Here is a 16,878-nt window from a genome sequence, read left to right on the forward strand (position 1 = left end):
AAAAAAAAATTGCGAAACTGTATAGAGAAAAATTTGATTTTAATAATTTTTTAGAAGAAGAGGCAAATACTGCAGATAAAGTATTTAAATTTCTAAGAGAAAAAATTGAAGGCGAAGGTGTTTATGTTTTTAAAAATAATAAGAATGATAAAGGTGGCAGAGCAGGGTTAGATGATAATCTATACGGATGTATTTTTTTGGATCGAGGGTTGCCACCGTTAATTTTACTTAATTCAGATTATCCCGAGGTCTCTCAAATATCAACATTACTACATGAATTTGCCCACTATCTTTTGGGTGAACAGGAAATAGAGATTTCCGAAAATCGAGAAAAAACAAGAATAGAAAAATGGTGTAATAGATTTGCATATCATTTTATGATTTCTGAAGAAATAGAGAAAGGCAAAAACTTTAATAAACAAAATCTCAAGGCTTTATCAGAAAAGCATTTTATAAGTAAAATGAGCCTGATGATTAGGTTTAAGGACTTAGAGATTGTGAGTGAGAGGGAGCTGAGGGATTTTTTGAATAGATCATACAAAAATCAAGACGCGCCGGCTAAAGACAAAAATAACAAAAATGACAAAGGCGGGGTGAGTGGTAATTATCACACAACAAAGAAGGAGAGAACAAGTAAAAAATTTTTAGGGGTTTTATCAGAAAATTTTTATTCGAAAAAAATAAGCAAATCTGAATTTTCTAAATATCTTGGGGTGAAATATAACAAAGTTGATAAATACTTACTATGAAGAAATATTTATTAGATACATCATACATTTTAGATATGTTGGAATTTTATCCTCCTAAAGATCCTAGATTTAAGTTTGTATGGGAGAAATTAGAGAAAAAAATAAAGAATAAAGAGATACTAGTTATAGATAAGGTCTTTGAAGAATTAAAAAAAGAAAAAGAAGATAGTGAGTCTATCAAAGAACTTTCACAAAAAACCACTAAAGAGAAATTAGCCATGGGTAAAAAATTTAAAGAACAAAAGGAACAAAAAGAAGAGAATGATTTTATCAAAAATCTTTTACAAAGAATTGAACCTTATAAAGAAAAAACTCATGAAGAAGATAGTATTGGTATTATGAAAAAATATGATAAAAATGCAGATTGGTTTAGAGGAAATAAAGATACTATTGCGAATGAAAAAGCCGATTTACCTTTAATTGCAAAAGCAAATAAATTACAATCAAAAGGGTTGGAAGCAATTATATTAACAGATGAAATTATGCCCACAACATCAAAAGACACGAAGAGGGTAAAATTAAATATCCCCACTTTGGCACAATTGTTTAATATTAAATGTCTTCAATTAAGACATAGTATAAATATAATAACCACATAGTATGTTAGAGGCGGGGAATAGAGGAAAAGGCAGAGAAATAGGGGAGGTGTGATATACTGGTTTGTAACTATTTTTTATGGCGAAACAGGATAAAATTAATTTGAGTGATAATGAGAAGAGGGATGTAATTAAACGCATTGAGTCTGGGAAACCGTTGGATGAAAAATATCGTTGGCTGTTGTTTGGAGATAAAAGAGAGGTTGAGTTGTTGTGGAATGGAAAGACTACTGAGATAACAAATACCGTTTTACCCTTTCAGACAATTGAATCGGTGGATGAACCAAGAGCAGAAAAACCAGAAGATTCTAAACTCCAAATGAGTTTATTTGATGATAGGGGTAGGCAGATTTCTGGGTGGTCAAACAAGCTTATTTGGGGCGACAATAAATTGATTTTATCCAGTCTAAAAAGTGGGGCAATGAGAGATCATATAGAAAAGCAGGGTGGTATAAAACTTATTTATATTGATCCACCCTTTGATGTTGGATATGATTTTTCTATGAAAATTGAAGTTGGTGATGATGAATTAACTAAAAAGGCAAATGTTTTGGAAGAAATTGCTTATCGCGACACTTGGAAAAATGGAGCAGATTCTTTTATTCCTATGATTTATGAGAGATTAAGTTTGATGCATGATTTATTAGCAGAAGATGGGAGCATCTATGTGCATTGTGATTGGCGAGTGAATTCTTATATAAGATTGGTAATGGACGAGATTTTTGGAAAAGAGAATTTTGTGAACGAGATTGTCTGGCACTACGAGGGGCCCCAAGCGCCAAGTCCGTTGAAGTTTGCTTCCAAGCACGACACGTTGTTCCGTTACGCAAAGAATATCACGGAAAATCACGGCTTCAAGCTGACTTTCGACGAGCATGAGCGCTTCAATCCTGCCAAATATAAACAGGACGAACAGGGGCGGTATTTTTATACCATCCCAAAGGGCGCTTACACCGACGCCAGCATCGCCCGGCTGGAGGCCGAAGGCCGAGTTTTCCGGACCAAAAACGGCACGCCTAGAATAAAACAATTCGTGCGAGTTTCTCTAGACGGCACTACGCTGCTGAAGAAAAAGAAGATCCCGGATGTGTGGCGCATCACTTCTCTCGGTTTGGCTGCTGGCAGTCGGGAGAATCTGAGCTACCCCACCCAAAAACCAGAAGCACTTTTGGAAAGAATTATTAAAGCAAGTAGTAATGAGGGCGACCTTGTCGCTGATTTCTTTTGTGGTTCTGGAACAACTCTTGCAGTGGCAGAAAAACTGGGTAGGAAATGGATTGGTTCTGATCTTGGTAAGTTTGCAATTCACACAACAAGGAAGCGAATGATTGATGTCCAACGAGAATTGAAAAAGGACGGCAAGGATTACCGTGCTTTTGAAATTTTAAATCTTGGCAAATATGAAAGACAGTATTATATGGGTGTTAATACAAACTTACGAGAGGAGGAAAGGGTAAAACAACTTGCAAAAAAAGAGGCAGATTTTATAAAACTCATTATCAGAGCATACAAATCTGAAGCAGTGGACAATTTCAGAACTTTTGTTGCTAAAAAATTAGGAAGACTTGTTGCTATTGGTCCAGTTGGTCTTCCCACCTCAAGATTATTTATTGAGGAGGTTATAAAAGAATGTGTTGAAAAACAGATTACAAAAGTAGATGTTTTATCTTTTGAATATGAAATGGGTTTGTCAGTAGAGTTTGCAAAAGAAAAGGGTATAGACCTTGCATTAAAGCATATCCCACGAGAAGTTTTTGACAAATATGCAGTTGAGAAAAACCAAGTTCAATTCCATGATGTTTCATATATTGAGGTAAAGCCACATGTAAAATCTGCTGGAAAAAGAATGCCAGGAAAGATTGCCATAGAACTTACTGATTTTTCTGTGTATTACAACCAAGACATCGTGGATAATGTTATTGCTAATATGAAAAAGAAGGGAAGCAAGGTCTTAATTGAACAAGGCAATATAATCAAAATATCTAAAGATAAAGATGGGATAATTACAAGAGAAGTTTTGACGAAGAAGTGGACGGATTGGATTGATTATTGGGCGGTTGATTTTGATTTTGCCAGCAAAAAAGAAATTGTTTATTTAAAGAAAGAGAATGGAGAAATCAAGGAAGAATGGACTGGAAATTTTATTTTTGAGAATGAGTGGCAGAGTTTTAGAACTAAAAAGAATAAACAAATTGAGTTAAAAAGTGTGACCCATGAATGTGATGCAGGGCGGCGTCAAATTGCTGTTAAGGTTGTTGATATTTTTGGAAATGATACTATGAAAGTAATTGAGGTTAAGATATAAGATATTATGGCATTATATAAAAACTTCCCAAAATCACCCTATGAAATACTTGATCCAAAAATCAGATGGTTTCCTGCTGATGAGGCACTTAGAGAAAAAGGATATGAGAAACTACTTCCACCTCTTGTTTATAAGTTGAGGCAGGAAGTTTACGAGTGGAGGAAAAAGAATTATGAGGGTATTAGTGATACAAGTCGTGCACTTTTGAAATGGTGGTTTCAAACAGAGCATCCAGTAGAAACGGCTGATGGAATGATAAATTTTCAATATTATTTTGCACAACGCGAAGCAGTCGAAACAATTATTTATTGCTATGAAGTGGCTGGTGTAAAAGATAAATATGATTTAATTCGTTATGATAGCTCTGGTGCGGTTTCTTCTGGTATGTTCCCAGAAGACTGGCTTCGTTTGGTTATCAAAATGGCGACTGGCAGTGGAAAGACAAAAGTGATAAGTTTGTTGGTGGCATGGAGTTATTTTCATAAACTTTATGAGAAAGATTCAAAATTGTCTCGCAATTTTTTACTTATTACTCCCAACATCATTGTTCTTGATCGTATAAAAGCAGATTTTGATGGGTTGAAGATATTTTGGGAAGATCCAGTTTTACCAGACAACGGATTTGAGGGGCAGAATTGGAAAGATGATTTTCAAATGAAAATTCATATGCAGGATGATGTAAGAGTTACCCAAAAAATAGGAAACATCTTTTTGACAAATATACACCGTGTCTATAGTAGCAAGGATAATGTGCCAAGTGCTGATGATGAGAATACTATGGATTATTTTCTTGGAGCAAGACCAGTTGCTAAAACAAGTGATTCAAAGATAAATCTTGGGGCGATTGTGAGAGGTGTAGATGAACTTATGGTTCTTAATGACGAGGCACATCATATACACGATGAACGGCTTGCGTGGTTTAAGTCTATTGAAGATATAAGTAATAGTATGAAGATGAAGGATAAATTTTTATCTTTACAAATTGATGTAACAGCGACACCAAAACATAATAATGGGGCAATATTTGTGCAAACAGTTTCTGATTATCCTCTTGTTGAAGCAATTCATCAGGATGTGGTGAAACATCCTGTGGTTCCAACTTCTGCAAGTCGTGCAAAATTGCGAGAGCATAAAAGTGTAAATTTTACAGAAAAATACAAGGAGTACATCCATCTTGGGTATAAGGAATGGAAAAAGGTATCCAAAGTACACGAAAAAATGGAAAAGAAGGCAGTGCTCTTTGTGATGACTGATGACACAAAGAATTGTGATTATGTTGCCGAATATCTTGAAAACACCTATCCAGAGTTTAAAGACTCAACTTTGGTTATTCATACAAAAGATAATGGTGAAATTTATGAATCTGTTACAGGAAAGAAAGAAGAAGTCTTGAAAGGATTAAGAAAAGCAGCAAATGAAATTGACAAATGGGATAGCCCATATAAAGCAATAGTTTCTGTTTTGATGTTAAAAGAGGGGTGGGATGTAAGGAATGTTACAACGATTGTTGGACTGCGAGCATATTCTTCTAAAAGTAATATTTTGCCCGAGCAGACATTGGGTCGTGGTTTGCGTAGAATGTATAGTGAAATAGATGTTGAAGAACAAGTAAGTGTTATCGGAACGGATGCTTTTATGGATTTTGTTGAGTCAATCAAGAGTGAGGGGGTTGAATTGGAAAAACGAAAAATGGGAGAGGGGACAAAACCAAAAGCACCTTTGGTGATTGAGGTTGATAATGAGAATGTAAAAAAAGATATTGAAAAACTGGATATTGAAATTCCTGTTTTGACACCAAGAATTTATAGGGAATATAAAAACCTTTCAGAACTTGCACTCATTGATTTCAAATATAAAAAATTAAAAATAAAGGAGTTTAGTGAAAGCGAAAAAAAGGAAATTGTCTTTTGTGATATAGTTTCTGGAGAAATAACACATAAAATAGAATTTGATAGTAATTTTATGCCCAATTATCAGAGTGTTATTGGTTATTTTGCTCAAATCATTATGAAAGACCTACGGCTTGTTAGTGGCTATGATATTTTATATGGAAAAGTGAAAGATTTTGTTATTAACTATCTTTTTGAAGGGAAAGTTGATTTAGAAGATTCAAATACTTTGCGAAATTTATCAGAACTTGAGGCGACAAAAACAATTATTGAGACATTCAAAAAGGAAATTAACGAATTGACTATTGTTGATAAAGGTGAAGCAGAAATTCGCGCCCATATCAAAATAAGTAAATCGCGACCGTTTGTTATAAAAGAGCAAGATTTCATTATCCCAACAAAGAGTGTGTTTAATAAAATTGTTGGTGATAGTCATTTTGAACTAGAATTTGCTGGTTTTCTTGAGAAATGTGATGATATTATTTCTTATGCAAAAAATTACTTTGCCGTACATTTCAAAATTGATTACAAAGACGCAGATGGAAATATAAGCAATTATTACCCAGATTTTTTTGTAAAAACATCAAATAAAGATGTTTATATTATAGAAACGAAAGGTCGTGAGGACTTAGATTCTGTAGAAAAATGGAAAAGGTTGTGTCAATGGTGTGAAGATATAAACAAGGTTCAAAATAAAGCGAAATTCACGGCTTTATATGTGAAGCAAGAAGAGTTTGATAAATATAGACCATCAAATTTTGCTGACATAATAACCAATTTTAAAAATTAAATTGTGGCGAAGTAGGGGGTCGCAAAGCAAAGCAGTTTGCTTTGCTCCTTCGGCATAGTTTAACAACTGGTGCCGAAGGAGGGGGTCGAACCCTCATTCCCAAGGGGAACACGATTTTAAGTCGTGCGCGTATACCAATTCCGCCACTTCGGCAAGGCGATAATATAGATTATAGTATAAATTTTTGATTGAGGCACGGGCGAGAATCGAACTCGCGTATAGAGGTTTTGCAAACCCCTGCCTTACCACTTGGCTACCGTGCCGTGTGTATTCCGTCTATGTTTTGGTTGGTGTCTAGGCGGAATTCTAATTTTGGTGTTCTTTTCATAAATAGGTCTGCTTTTCCTAAGTGTATGAGGTGTCGATTTTTTTTGTCGTTTAGAGAGTTTATTATATCTTTTTCTTTTTCACTTGGATAGACAGAGCAATATGCCACTGCGACTGTAAGATCTGGTGATGTTTTTACTCTTGTTACGGTGATTAGGACGCCATTTCTAAATACTCTTGAGATGGATTCTCCTATTACTGTGCGGAGTAGGGAATTTATTTTGTCTAATCTTTTTACGGGTGGCATAATTTACATTCTATCACCGCTTGTGCTTATTTTACATATCCTTCTATCATATCGCCTTTATTTATCTCTGTGGATGTTGATATCATTAGCCCGATTTCTCCGACTGTTGCTTCTTTGAGTGTTTCGTTTTTCTTTTTGAGGGATTGTATGGTGCCTTCGCCTATTTTCTGGCTGTCTCTTATTATTCTTATTTTTTCGCCTTTGTGTAGGGTGCCGTCTGAGAGGAGGATGCCGCATAGGGCTGTCTTTTTTTCTTTGTTGAATAGTGCGATGACTTTGCCTGAGCCGGTGATGGATCCAAATTCTGCTTTTGTGTATTCTTCAACTTTTTCGCTTATCCATCTTGTGAGGTCGTAGATGACATTGAAGGAGTTGCAGGGGATTTTGATTTCTTCTGCGAGTAGTGCTGCTTCTGGGTTTATTGAGTTTTGGAAGCCTACTGCGATGGGGTATTTGTCGTCTCTGAGGCGGACGACATCATTTTGTGTTATGTCGCCTATTCCGCTGTCTACGATGCATAGGTTGGCTTTGTCGCTTTTTATTAGTCCTATTTCTTTTTCAAGTGCTTCAAGGAGGCATACGGTTCCTGCTTTTGCGAGTATTGTTATGGGGATTATTTTTGTTTCTTCGTTTTCTGCTATTGTTATGGGTGCTTTTCTTTTTTTGGTTTTTGATAGGTTGTGTTGTTCTGCTGCTTTTCTTGCTTCGTTTATTGAGTGGTATGTTTTGAATATTCCGCCTGCGTTGGGTGGTGAGTCAAAGCCGTGGATTAGTATTGGGCTTGAGAAGGTGGCTTTTTTGATGGATTCGCCTCTGTCGTTTTCTATTTTGCGGATTCTTGTCATCATGCCGTCTGCGACTATGTAGTCGCCTGTTGAGAATGATCCGTTTTTTATGAGGAGGGTGGAGGCGACTCCTTTTTTGGGGTCAATGTGGGATTCTATGACGAAGCCTTCGGCTTTTTTGTTTCTGTTGCCTGAGAAGTTTTCAATGTCTGCTGCGAGGACTATGAGGTCAAGTAGGTCGTCAATGCCGCTTCCTTTTTTTGCAGAGATTGGTGTGAAGGATACGTCTCCGCCAAGTCCTTCCAGTATTACTCCGTTTTCAAGTAGGGATATTTTTGCTCTTTCAATGTCTGCTTTTGGTGTGTCCATTTTGTTGAATGCGACAACAAATGGGATTTTGGCTGTTTTTATCGCTTCAAGGGCTTCTCTTGTTTGTGCTTTGACTCCTTCTTCTGCGGAGACTACGAGGACTGCGATGTCTGCGAGTTCTGCTCCGTGAAGTCTCATATGTTGGAATGATTCGTGTCCTGGTGTGTCAAGGAAGGTTATGTTTCTTTTTATGCCTTCTTTTGTTTTGTGGTGTATTTCATAGGCGGATATTCTCTGGGTTATTCCGCCGTGTTCTTTGTCTACTATTTCTATTTTTCTTATGTATTCAAGTAGGGTTGATTTGCCATGATTTACATGACCCAGTATCACAACGACTGGTGGTCTGACATCTGTGTTTTGCTTGTGGTCTGTCTGTTCCATATCCTTACATTATAACAATATTGGGGGCTTTTTGACAAGATGTGTCTTGATTATTGTGATATCCTTATTTTTAAATAATGAAAAATTGGTTTAAAAAAAGAATATATCTTGATCACGCTTCTTATACTCCTATTGATAAGGCTGTTTTGAAGGTTGTTCATAGGGTGGGTAAGGAGAGGTTGCATACGAATATAGCGAATGATCTTTCTTATCATAAGGAGGGGAGGAGGTCTAAGGATATTGTTGAGACATCGCGAGAGACGGTGGCAAAGATTTTGCAGGTTCGTCCTTCGGAGATTATTTTTACTCAAAATGCAACGGAGTCGGATAATCTTGCACTTCAGGGTAGGGTGAAGGCGCTTCGTGATGGGGGGAGGGAGTATTCAGATATGCATATCATAATTGGTTTGATGGATCATCCTGCGATAATAAAGACGGCGGAGATGCTTGAAAATAAGGGTGTGAAGCTGACAAAGGTGTTGCCTGATGGTCGGGGTGTGATAAGTCCAGAGTCGGTTGTTGAGCAGATAAGGGAGGATACGGTTATGGTGAGTGTGTGTTATGTGAGTAGTGAGTTGGGGATTGTGCAGCCGATAAAGCAGATTGCGGAGGCGATAAATAAAACGAGGGGTGGTATAACATTTCACACTGATGCGGCGCAGGCGGGTTCTTATCTTTCTTGTGAGCCGCATTTGCTTGGGGTGTCTATGCTCACTTTGGATGGGATAAAGATTTATGGTCCGTCTGGTGTTGGTGTTTTGTATAAGGATGCTTCTGTTAAGATTTCGCCAATGTTTTATGGTGGTGGGCAGGAGATGGGTCTTAAGTCTGGGACTCAAAATATTGAGTTGATTGCGGGTTTTGCGGAGGCGATGAGGATAAGTAAGGAGAGGCGGAAGAGGGATTTTGAAAATGTTGGGAGGATTAGGGATGAGATGCTTCGTTTGTTGAGGGAGGTTGTTCCAGATGTTTTTTTGTATGGAAGGGATGGGATTGATACAACGGGTATTGCTCCGCATTATGCGTTTATCAATATACCAAATGTTGATAGTGAGTATCTTGCTGCGTCGCTGGATGTGAGGGGTTTTTCGGTTGGGACGAAGTCTGCGTGTAGTGAGTTCTCTGTTGAGCTGGAGGCTATATATGGCAACGGCAGGGGTAATGGTAATGGTGGGGGTAATGGTAATGGTGGGGGTAAGGTGCAAAAAGATGGGTTGAGGGTGACTCTCGGGAGGGGGACAACTCGCTCTAATATAAGGGGTTTTGTCGCGGCTGTCTCAGAAATTATCAAGGAGAGGAATTGCTTGAAGTAGGACCTATTTTTTGATATAATAGAGGTTAGGTCAAAATGGATATACAGGATTTAAACAACAGCCAACTCATACTCCTTTCCATATTGGTTAGTTTTATAATAGCGGTGGCAACGACAATAACTGTTTTTACTCTTTTGTATGAAGATAATGATAATGAGAATGTTGAGAAAAGAACAGTGGTAAATAGAATTGTGGAGAGGACGATTGAGCAAGTGGTTCCTGCTGATGAAATAGAAAGCCCAAGTGTGGGTGATGTAGTTACTGCGGCAGAAACATCAAAGGATGCACCGCATATTCATGTTGTTAGTAGTGTGATAGATTTGTTGGGTATTATAGATTCCATTAGGGTTGCAACTGTAAATATCATAAATTCAGATGAGAAGGATAATGAGAATGCAAAGGTTGTGGCGCGTGGTTTGGTGATAAATGAAAAGGGGAGGTTGATTGTTTCAACTGCGGGTTTGAATGTAAATAGGGAATATGTTGCGGTGTTTGAAAAGAAGGATGGGACGCAAGAAAAAATCAATCTTTCTGCTGATGTGATTACTAAGAATTCTTTGTCCTTCAAGCCTATCCTTTTCAAGGAAGAGGAGTTTGTTGTTAGTCCTATATCTTTAAGTAGTAGTGAGGAAGATTTGTCTGTGGGTTCTTTTGTTTTTGGGCTTGGTGTGTTGGATGAGGCGGAAACGGTGTCTGAGGGTATTATAAGGAAGGTTGATGGCTCTTCAATTTTAACCTCAATTGATTTGTCAATTTTGCCTATAGGTGCTCCTATATTGAATTATAATAGGGTATTGATTGGTATAGTAGCACAGAGTCGTGGCGGACCTTACATTTCAACGGTGTCTGCTTTTGTGGAAGAAGAAAAACCAACAGTAAAAGTGGAGGAGGAAAATAAAGAAGAAATATAATATGAAAAGACCATTTGACAGATTTACAACGAAGGCGCAAGAAGTTTTGAAGAATTCTAATGATATAGCAATTGAGCATAATCAAAGGGAGGTTGGCTCCGCTCATTTGCTTGCTGCTCTTGTGTCGCAGGAGGATGGGATGGTGAGTGCGATACTTGAAAAAATGGAGATTGATCCGCAGGCAGTTCTTGATGCAACGCTGGATGTTATAGAGAGGATGCCGACAAGCAATCTGGAAGATCGCAGTGAGTCGGGTATGTTTTTATATATGTCGCCTAAGGCGGAGTTTGCAGAAATACTTGAAGCGGCGGTTTATGAATCAACCAACCGCAAGGACTCATACATTTCAACTGAGCATTTGTTTATAGGTTTGTTGCGTCATCCAGGATCAACAGTGAGGATAATAAATCGTTTTGGAATTGAAGTGGGGAGTGTGTCTAAATTGGTGAATGATATAAGACAAAACAAAGTGACTGTTGGTGGTGCCGGTGGTGCTGCGCCTCGCAAAAATAAGATATTGGAAAAATACACGCGTAACTTAACGGAACTTGCATATCAAGGAAAACTTGACCCGGTGATAGGCAGGGATAATGAGATAAACAGGATGACGCAGATCCTATCAAGGAGAACTAAGAACAATCCGATATTGGTTGGGGAGACTGGGGTTGGTAAAACTGCGGTTGTTGAGGGGTTGGCGAACAGGATAAACAACGGGGATGTCCCAGAGTCAATGAAGAATAAACAGCTTCTTTTGCTTGATTTGGGATTGCTTTTGGCGGGGACTAAATATCGTGGTGAGTTTGAGGAGAGGTTAAAGGGGGTTATGAAGGAAATAAATGAATCTGAAGGAAAGATATTGCTTTTTATAGATGAGATACACACGATAGTTGGAATGGGAAACGCAGAAGGCAGTGCGATGGATGCGTCTAATCTTCTTAAACCAGCGCTTGCGCGTGGCGAACTTAGAATGATTGGGGCGACAACTTTAAGAGAGTATCAAAGATATATAGAAAAAGATTCTGCGCTCACCAGAAGGTTTCAGCCGGTGCATGTTCATGAGCCTTCTATTGACGACACTGTTTCAATACTTCGCGGATTGAGGGATAAATATGAACTATTTCACGGCATAAGAATTTCTGATGATGCTATCGTGTCTGCTGTCCAGTTGAGTAGCCGTTATATAACTGATAGATATTTACCTGACAAGGCGCTTGATGTTGTTGATGAGGCGGCATCCACGCTTCGTATATCTCTTGAAAACAAGCCGCCAGTTCTTGAAGATGCTGATAGAAAAATAATACGCCTTCAGATAGAGCAGAAGGCACTTGAACAAGATTATGAGAACACTAAGGATAGAAAAACGCTTGGGAGAATAAGAGTTATAGAAAAGAAAATAGGTGATTTGAAAGAGAGTGTTAGGGAACTTGAGACAAGGTGGAAAAATGAAAAAAGTATAATATCAGATATCAAAAGAATGCAGAGAGAGATTGAGGAGAGTAAGAACGAAGCAGAAAAGGCGCAGGATGCAGGGAATTTGGACACTGCGGCTCAGATAAGGTATGGTGTGTTGCCTGAGCTTACAAAAAATTTGGAATTAAAGAATAAAAAATTAAACAAGCTTCAGAAGACAAGAAGGGTTCTTAAAGAAGAAGTGGCGGAGGAAGAGATTGCGGCTGTTGTTTCTCGTTGGACTGGGGTTCCTGTGTCAAGGATGTTGGAAAGTGAAATGAAAAAGCTATCAAGGATGGAGGATGTTTTGGGGAGGCAGATTGTGGGGCAGGAAGAGGCTGTTTCTCTTGTGTCAGAGGCGATAAAGCGTTCGCGAGTTGGAATTTCAGATCCAGAAAGACCGATAGGTTCATTTATGTTCCTTGGTCCTACTGGTGTGGGAAAAACAGAACTGACAAAGCGACTTGCAAAGTTTTTGTTTGATACGGATAAGGCGCTCATAAGGGTTGATATGTCTGAGTATATGGAAAAACATTCTGTCTCTAAATTGATAGGCGCGCCTCCTGGTTATGTGGGCTTTGAAGAGGCGGGCAGTCTTACTGAATCAGTTCGTCATAGACCATACTCTGTGATTTTGTTTGATGAGATAGAAAAAGCGCACCCAGATGTTTATAATATACTTTTGCAGGTGCTTGATGATGGTGTTCTCACGGACAACAAGGGCAGAAAGGTGAATTTCAGAAATACGGTGATTGTTCTTACATCAAACATTGGTTCGGAATATATTAAATCTTTGAAGACTATTGGTTTTGATTATCAAGTGAGTGATGAAGATCAAAAAGATTCTTATGAACAGATAAAGACAAAGGTGATGGAGGATGTGAAAAAATTCTTCAAGCCAGAGTTTCTCAACCGTCTTGATAATGCTATTGTCTTTAGACCGTTGTCTGAACAGGTGATGAGGGATATCGTAAAGCAACAGATTAAGGAAGTTACTGAGCGTCTCGCACAAAAAGACATAACAATAAAAATTTCTAATGCAGCAGACAAAGAGCTTGCAAGGATTGGTTATGATAGGGAATATGGGGCAAGACCTTTGAGAAGGGTTATACAGGACAAGATATTAACGCCAATCGCATCAATGATGCTTTCTAACGGTATTATGGAAAACGCGATAATAGTGGTTGATCTTGATAAAGACAAGACATTTTCTATAAATATATCTGCTGATAAGAGGGCAAGAAAGGGCAGGGTGAAGCCAGGAATAAAGAAGGCAAAGAAAACAAAAGTTTAACTTTGTGCTATATTTTAAACTTTGTGCTATACTCTAAATTGCGCGTCGGTGGCAGAGTGGTCAATTGCAACGGACTGTAAATCCGTCGCCGTAAGGCTTCAGAGGTTCGAATCCTCTCCGGCGCACTGCTGTTTATTTGTGGGGTGGAAGTCGCGATGGCGATTAGATAAAAATGACAGATTGGAAGGCGTGATTATGACCTTTGCGAGCCTGCGAGCAAAATCAAGCGAGGCGGTGAAACCGCCGAGCGATAATAAATAAAAGAGTAAAGGAGCGAAGCGACTGAGCCCGTTAGGGCTTTTAGTTCGGTGCTTTTTTCTTAGCGAACGAAGTGAGCTTAGAAAACAGTTTCACTTGCGAAGCAAGTGAAAAATCCTCTCCGGCGCACATCTGGTTTATTATTGCAAGCGACTTAGTATTATAATATATATATTATAATACTACTCCAAGCCGCCCCACACCTCGCCACCCCCTTTCTCTCCACCCAATTATAATAAAATAGTATATTTTATTATTTTACAAAGGCAGAGGTTATTATATAGGTTGAATAATTTTTGACATCTGGTGCAGATGGTGTAATATAAAAATTGGAAGGTTCTTTTCAAAACAAAACAGGAGGTGAAGAGATGATAAAACCAACACTTGTTGAAATTGATGCAAGTCTTCTTGTGGTGAATGTGTGGAATGGAATCCTTTGGCAACTCCATTTGCTGAATGAACTTGAGAAAGCCTACAAAGAAAAAAAAGATTACCCAACAGAAAGGTCAAACAAGACAAGGGAAGATTTGTATTCTGCAAAGGAATTGGCTGAAAAGTTTGAGAAAGATAGAGATGTGAATAGCATCAAGGAAGCCATGCGGTTGTCAAAAGAAGCAACTGATTTCTTACAGGAAAACATAGAGTATATGGATATACTGGAGTGCCTGGATAGTGGCAAGGGTTTTGGAACACAAACCTAAACCAACTATCAATGCCGAAGCCACAACAAATGGATTTGCTGTGGCTTTTTCTTTTCCCTTGTTGTTGCCTCGCTTGATTTTAGTTTGTTTGTGGCGTATAATTATATATAGGTTCTTTTTAGGAGGAATCAAGCAATGGCAAGAAAGAAGGTGAGGTGCAAGGGGACATGTGGTCGGATGGTAATTCCACACACAAGAGGAAGGTGTCGCCCCTGCTATGACGAGATAAGGCCGAAAAAGAAATGTTGGGGTTGTAAGAAAATGGCACTTATCCATGGTGGTGGTTTGTGTCATCCTTGCTATGGAAAAAGAAGCAAAATTATTTGTAGGGGTTGTAAGGAAGAGAAGATTGAATGCTCGGGGGGTTATTGCAATGCTTGCTATATAACTTTGAGACCAGAGGTTGTATGCATAGTTTGCAAAGAGCTCTGCGCCCATCTTGCAAGGCAAATGTGTGGAAGGTGCTATCAAGCGTGGTGGCAACGGACAGCGAAGGAGTGCGTATCTTGTGGGAACAAAGCGCTTCTCAAGGAGAGCGGCAGGTGTCGTAAGTGCGAAGCCGAGTGGAAAAACGAGGCTAATCGCCAAAGCGTAAGTTCAACCACTGCAACGAGCCTGCAAGTTGCGTCAAGCGGACAGCAGGGCTGTCCGCGATAGCAACAGGTGTTTCTGTCAGTCCGTCAGCGTGATCGTCGCCCGCCAACCCTTGTGGTTGGCGGGCTTTTTATTGACAAAATTGTCGGCTTGGTATATAATTATCCTATGTTCTTTTAGTGGGAGAAATCCCAAGGAGGTTTTTGTGGTAACACACCAACTGCCTGGCACAAAAGAAAGGATGTTTGGAAATCCTGATGCCAAAATCAATGTGGTTTTCTATATTCACAATGATAAGATGGATGAATGGGAGGGAAGGTTTTATGACCACCCTTTCAAAACTTCCGACTGCTTCAAGGACTTCATCGTAAGTCTTGTGGATATGACAACCATGAATGTTATGCATGACATCAACATTGATGGTCAGGTAACCATACAGTTTAGGAAAAAGAGTACCCCTCGGTCTCGGTGCAGGGCGATCATCCAGGTTCTGGGTAAGGATCTTTTAGATGAAATTAGGAACCACCTGATTTCACTTGAGAACACCCACAATCCGAGCTGACCTGCTGTCCTAACTTCCATAACAAAATGGGTCGTAGAACCCGTAGCAAAAGATCAATCAATGGATGGTTGGTCTTTTCTCTTTTATATGCTGCTATCTGCCGTTATCTGCTTGACATAAAATAATAATTTATATATAATTGTATTATGTTCTTTTTAGGAGGGACTTTGAGATGACAAGGCATATCAAGTCGGAGGCGGAAAATAGCGGGGTCATCAGGGCTAATCTCTATGATTGTTCTGGTGCCACTCGCATACCTTCGTATCTTCATGTCTGTAGGTGGGGAAATGAAATGAACTTGACTTATTTTAGCCTTGACTCCCTTAAAGAGGAATTGAAAGACCTATTCCAAAAAAGAAAGGGAAGGGTATCTTTGTCTCTTACCAGCGTTAATGTGGTGCTGCGCTTTATGAAAGAAGCAGAAGAGAGAGGCAACAAAAGGGGTAAGTGCGGCTCAAAGATTTTTGTGTATACATTTCCCATTTTCAGAGACTGCGACGAAAATGGCACAAAGATCTACAGGTTTGGTAAAGAATTGGTCAAGTTGAGAAAACGGGAGATAGAAGACGAGAAAAACGGCCAACTTCCTCTTTTACCACCATTCTTAGAATAGACCATAGAGTCTAAAAGCGGGTCGGTTGTATGGATACAGCCGACCCAGTTTGTTTTTATATATTACAATATAGGTATATGAATTATGTTTTTGCTCAGACAGATGAGACCAAAAAAATTTCACCAGATTGTGAGGGTTCAGGATGTGGTTATGAAGATTTAATTATGTTGGTAAATAATATTTTAGATTTTTTAATAATACTCGGTTTTGTTGCGGCTGGGGGAGTTCTTTTTTATGCTACTATCAATTATATTTTTTTTGGAAATCAGCCGACAAAAAGGGAAGAGGCAAGAAAGATGGTGGCAACGGCATTTGTGGGGCTTGTTTTGCTTTTGTCTGCATGGTTGATTTTTGAGATAATATTTTCAACTTTGGCAAATAGCAGTATTACCGACCAAATCTTTAATTAGGGCGTTGAAATTGGTAGTTATTGACATTTTATAAACCTATATATATACTTTTCATAATGTCACAAGATAATCTTATAAGACTGGTTTCAACAAAAAGCCCTCATGTATATTGGTCAAGGCGTAAGAAAAAAGCCCAAGCCAAAAAAGGAGGAGGGGCGCCTCAACCTTTGACCTTAAAAAAATACGATCCCACTCTAAAAAAACATGTATTATACAAGGAGAAGAAGAAATAAAATTGGGTCTATAGTTTAATTGGCAAAACAGTGGTCTCCAAAACCACCGTTCCAGGTTCAAGTCCTGGTGGACCCGCCGCGTTATCTATATTCTCGCATACT

General features: G+C 38.7%; 14 protein-coding genes and 4 tRNA genes. 14 read left to right on the plus strand and 4 right to left on the minus strand.

From position 1 onward, the window contains the following. The 4 genes from OXU73_01895 to OXU73_01910 form a co-directional block, all read left to right on the plus strand. On the plus strand, window positions 1–749 hold a 749-nt coding region (locus OXU73_01895; protein MDD9868061.1), incomplete at its 5' end, for an ImmA/IrrE family metallo-endopeptidase. After that, complete coding sequence (locus OXU73_01900) at window positions 746–1,348, plus strand: DUF4411 family protein (protein MDD9868062.1); 603 nt, start codon at window positions 746–748, stop codon at window positions 1,346–1,348. The genes OXU73_01895 and OXU73_01900, both read left to right, overlap by 4 nt. 76 nt (window positions 1,349–1,424) lie before the next feature. Next, window positions 1,425–3,650, plus strand: coding sequence for a site-specific DNA-methyltransferase (locus OXU73_01905; protein MDD9868063.1), 2,226 nt, complete (start codon window positions 1,425–1,427; stop codon window positions 3,648–3,650). Window positions 3,651–3,656: 6 nt separating this feature from the next. After that, window positions 3,657–6,329, plus strand: a complete 2,673-nt coding sequence (locus tag OXU73_01910; protein ID MDD9868064.1) for a DEAD/DEAH box helicase family protein — start codon at window positions 3,657–3,659, stop codon at window positions 6,327–6,329. A gap of 67 nt (window positions 6,330–6,396) precedes the next feature. On the opposite strand, the gene OXU73_01915 is transcribed toward OXU73_01910, so the two are convergent. From OXU73_01915 to OXU73_01930, 4 genes are all read right to left on the minus strand, one after another. Continuing rightward, a tRNA-Leu gene (locus tag OXU73_01915) sits at window positions 6,397–6,482 on the minus strand. 38 nt (window positions 6,483–6,520) lie between these two features. Continuing rightward, a tRNA-Cys gene (locus OXU73_01920) sits at window positions 6,521–6,592 on the minus strand. Continuing rightward, entirely contained in the window at window positions 6,583–6,903 is a 321-nt protein-coding gene (locus OXU73_01925; protein ID MDD9868065.1) for a ribosome-binding factor A, read from the minus strand. Before OXU73_01925 ends, OXU73_01920 begins: the two co-directional genes overlap by 10 nt. A gap of 26 nt (window positions 6,904–6,929) precedes the next feature. Continuing rightward, window positions 6,930–8,438: a GTP-binding protein gene (locus tag OXU73_01930; protein ID MDD9868066.1), complete on the minus strand. Its 1,509-nt coding sequence runs from the start codon at window positions 8,436–8,438 to the stop codon at window positions 6,930–6,932. Window positions 8,439–8,515: 77 nt separating this feature from the next. Between OXU73_01930 and OXU73_01935 the strand changes: the two genes are divergently transcribed. The 10 genes from OXU73_01935 to OXU73_01980 all read left to right on the plus strand — a co-directional run bounded on the left by OXU73_01935 (window position 8,516) and on the right by OXU73_01980 (window position 16,852). Further along, window positions 8,516–9,751 carry an aminotransferase class V-fold PLP-dependent enzyme gene (locus OXU73_01935; protein MDD9868067.1) on the plus strand — a complete coding sequence of 412 codons (1,236 nt, stop codon included), beginning with the start codon at window positions 8,516–8,518 and terminating at the stop codon, window positions 9,749–9,751. A 35-nt stretch (window positions 9,752–9,786) separates the two neighbouring features. Continuing rightward, window positions 9,787–10,662 carry a hypothetical protein gene (locus tag OXU73_01940; GenBank protein ID MDD9868068.1) on the plus strand — a complete coding sequence of 292 codons (876 nt, stop codon included), beginning with the start codon at window positions 9,787–9,789 and terminating at the stop codon, window positions 10,660–10,662. A 1-nt stretch (window position 10,663) separates the two neighbouring features. Then, window positions 10,664–13,405, plus strand: coding sequence for an AAA family ATPase (locus tag OXU73_01945; protein MDD9868069.1), 2,742 nt, complete (start codon window positions 10,664–10,666; stop codon window positions 13,403–13,405). Between the two features lie 42 nt (window positions 13,406–13,447). Continuing rightward, window positions 13,448–13,530: transfer RNA gene (locus OXU73_01950), tRNA-Tyr, on the plus strand. A gap of 462 nt (window positions 13,531–13,992) precedes the next feature. Continuing rightward, complete coding sequence (locus OXU73_01955) at window positions 13,993–14,364, plus strand: hypothetical protein (protein MDD9868070.1); 372 nt, start codon at window positions 13,993–13,995, stop codon at window positions 14,362–14,364. Between the two features lie 835 nt (window positions 14,365–15,199). Continuing rightward, complete coding sequence (locus tag OXU73_01960; protein MDD9868071.1) at window positions 15,200–15,520, plus strand: hypothetical protein; 321 nt, start codon at window positions 15,200–15,202, stop codon at window positions 15,518–15,520. 172 nt (window positions 15,521–15,692) lie between these two features. Further along, window positions 15,693–16,133 (plus strand): hypothetical protein, encoded by a 441-nt coding sequence (locus tag OXU73_01965; GenBank protein ID MDD9868072.1) that lies wholly within the window; start codon window positions 15,693–15,695, stop codon window positions 16,131–16,133. Window positions 16,134–16,210: 77 nt separating this feature from the next. Beyond that, the gene (locus tag OXU73_01970; GenBank protein ID MDD9868073.1) at window positions 16,211–16,543 is read left to right on the plus strand and encodes a pilin; all 333 of its coding nucleotides are present in this window, start codon (window positions 16,211–16,213) and stop codon (window positions 16,541–16,543) included. Between the two features lie 56 nt (window positions 16,544–16,599). Further along, window positions 16,600–16,776, plus strand: coding sequence for a 50S ribosomal protein L33 (gene rpmG, locus OXU73_01975; GenBank protein ID MDD9868074.1), 177 nt, complete (start codon window positions 16,600–16,602; stop codon window positions 16,774–16,776). Between the two features lie 4 nt (window positions 16,777–16,780). Then, window positions 16,781–16,852, plus strand: a tRNA-Trp gene (locus OXU73_01980). Window positions 16,853–16,878: the final 26 nt, after the last annotated feature.

This window comes from Candidatus Campbellbacteria bacterium (genome assembly GCA_028817035.1).
Taxonomy (GTDB): Bacteria; Patescibacteriota; Minisyncoccia; order Phycocordibacterales; family JABAAK01; genus JAPPQH01.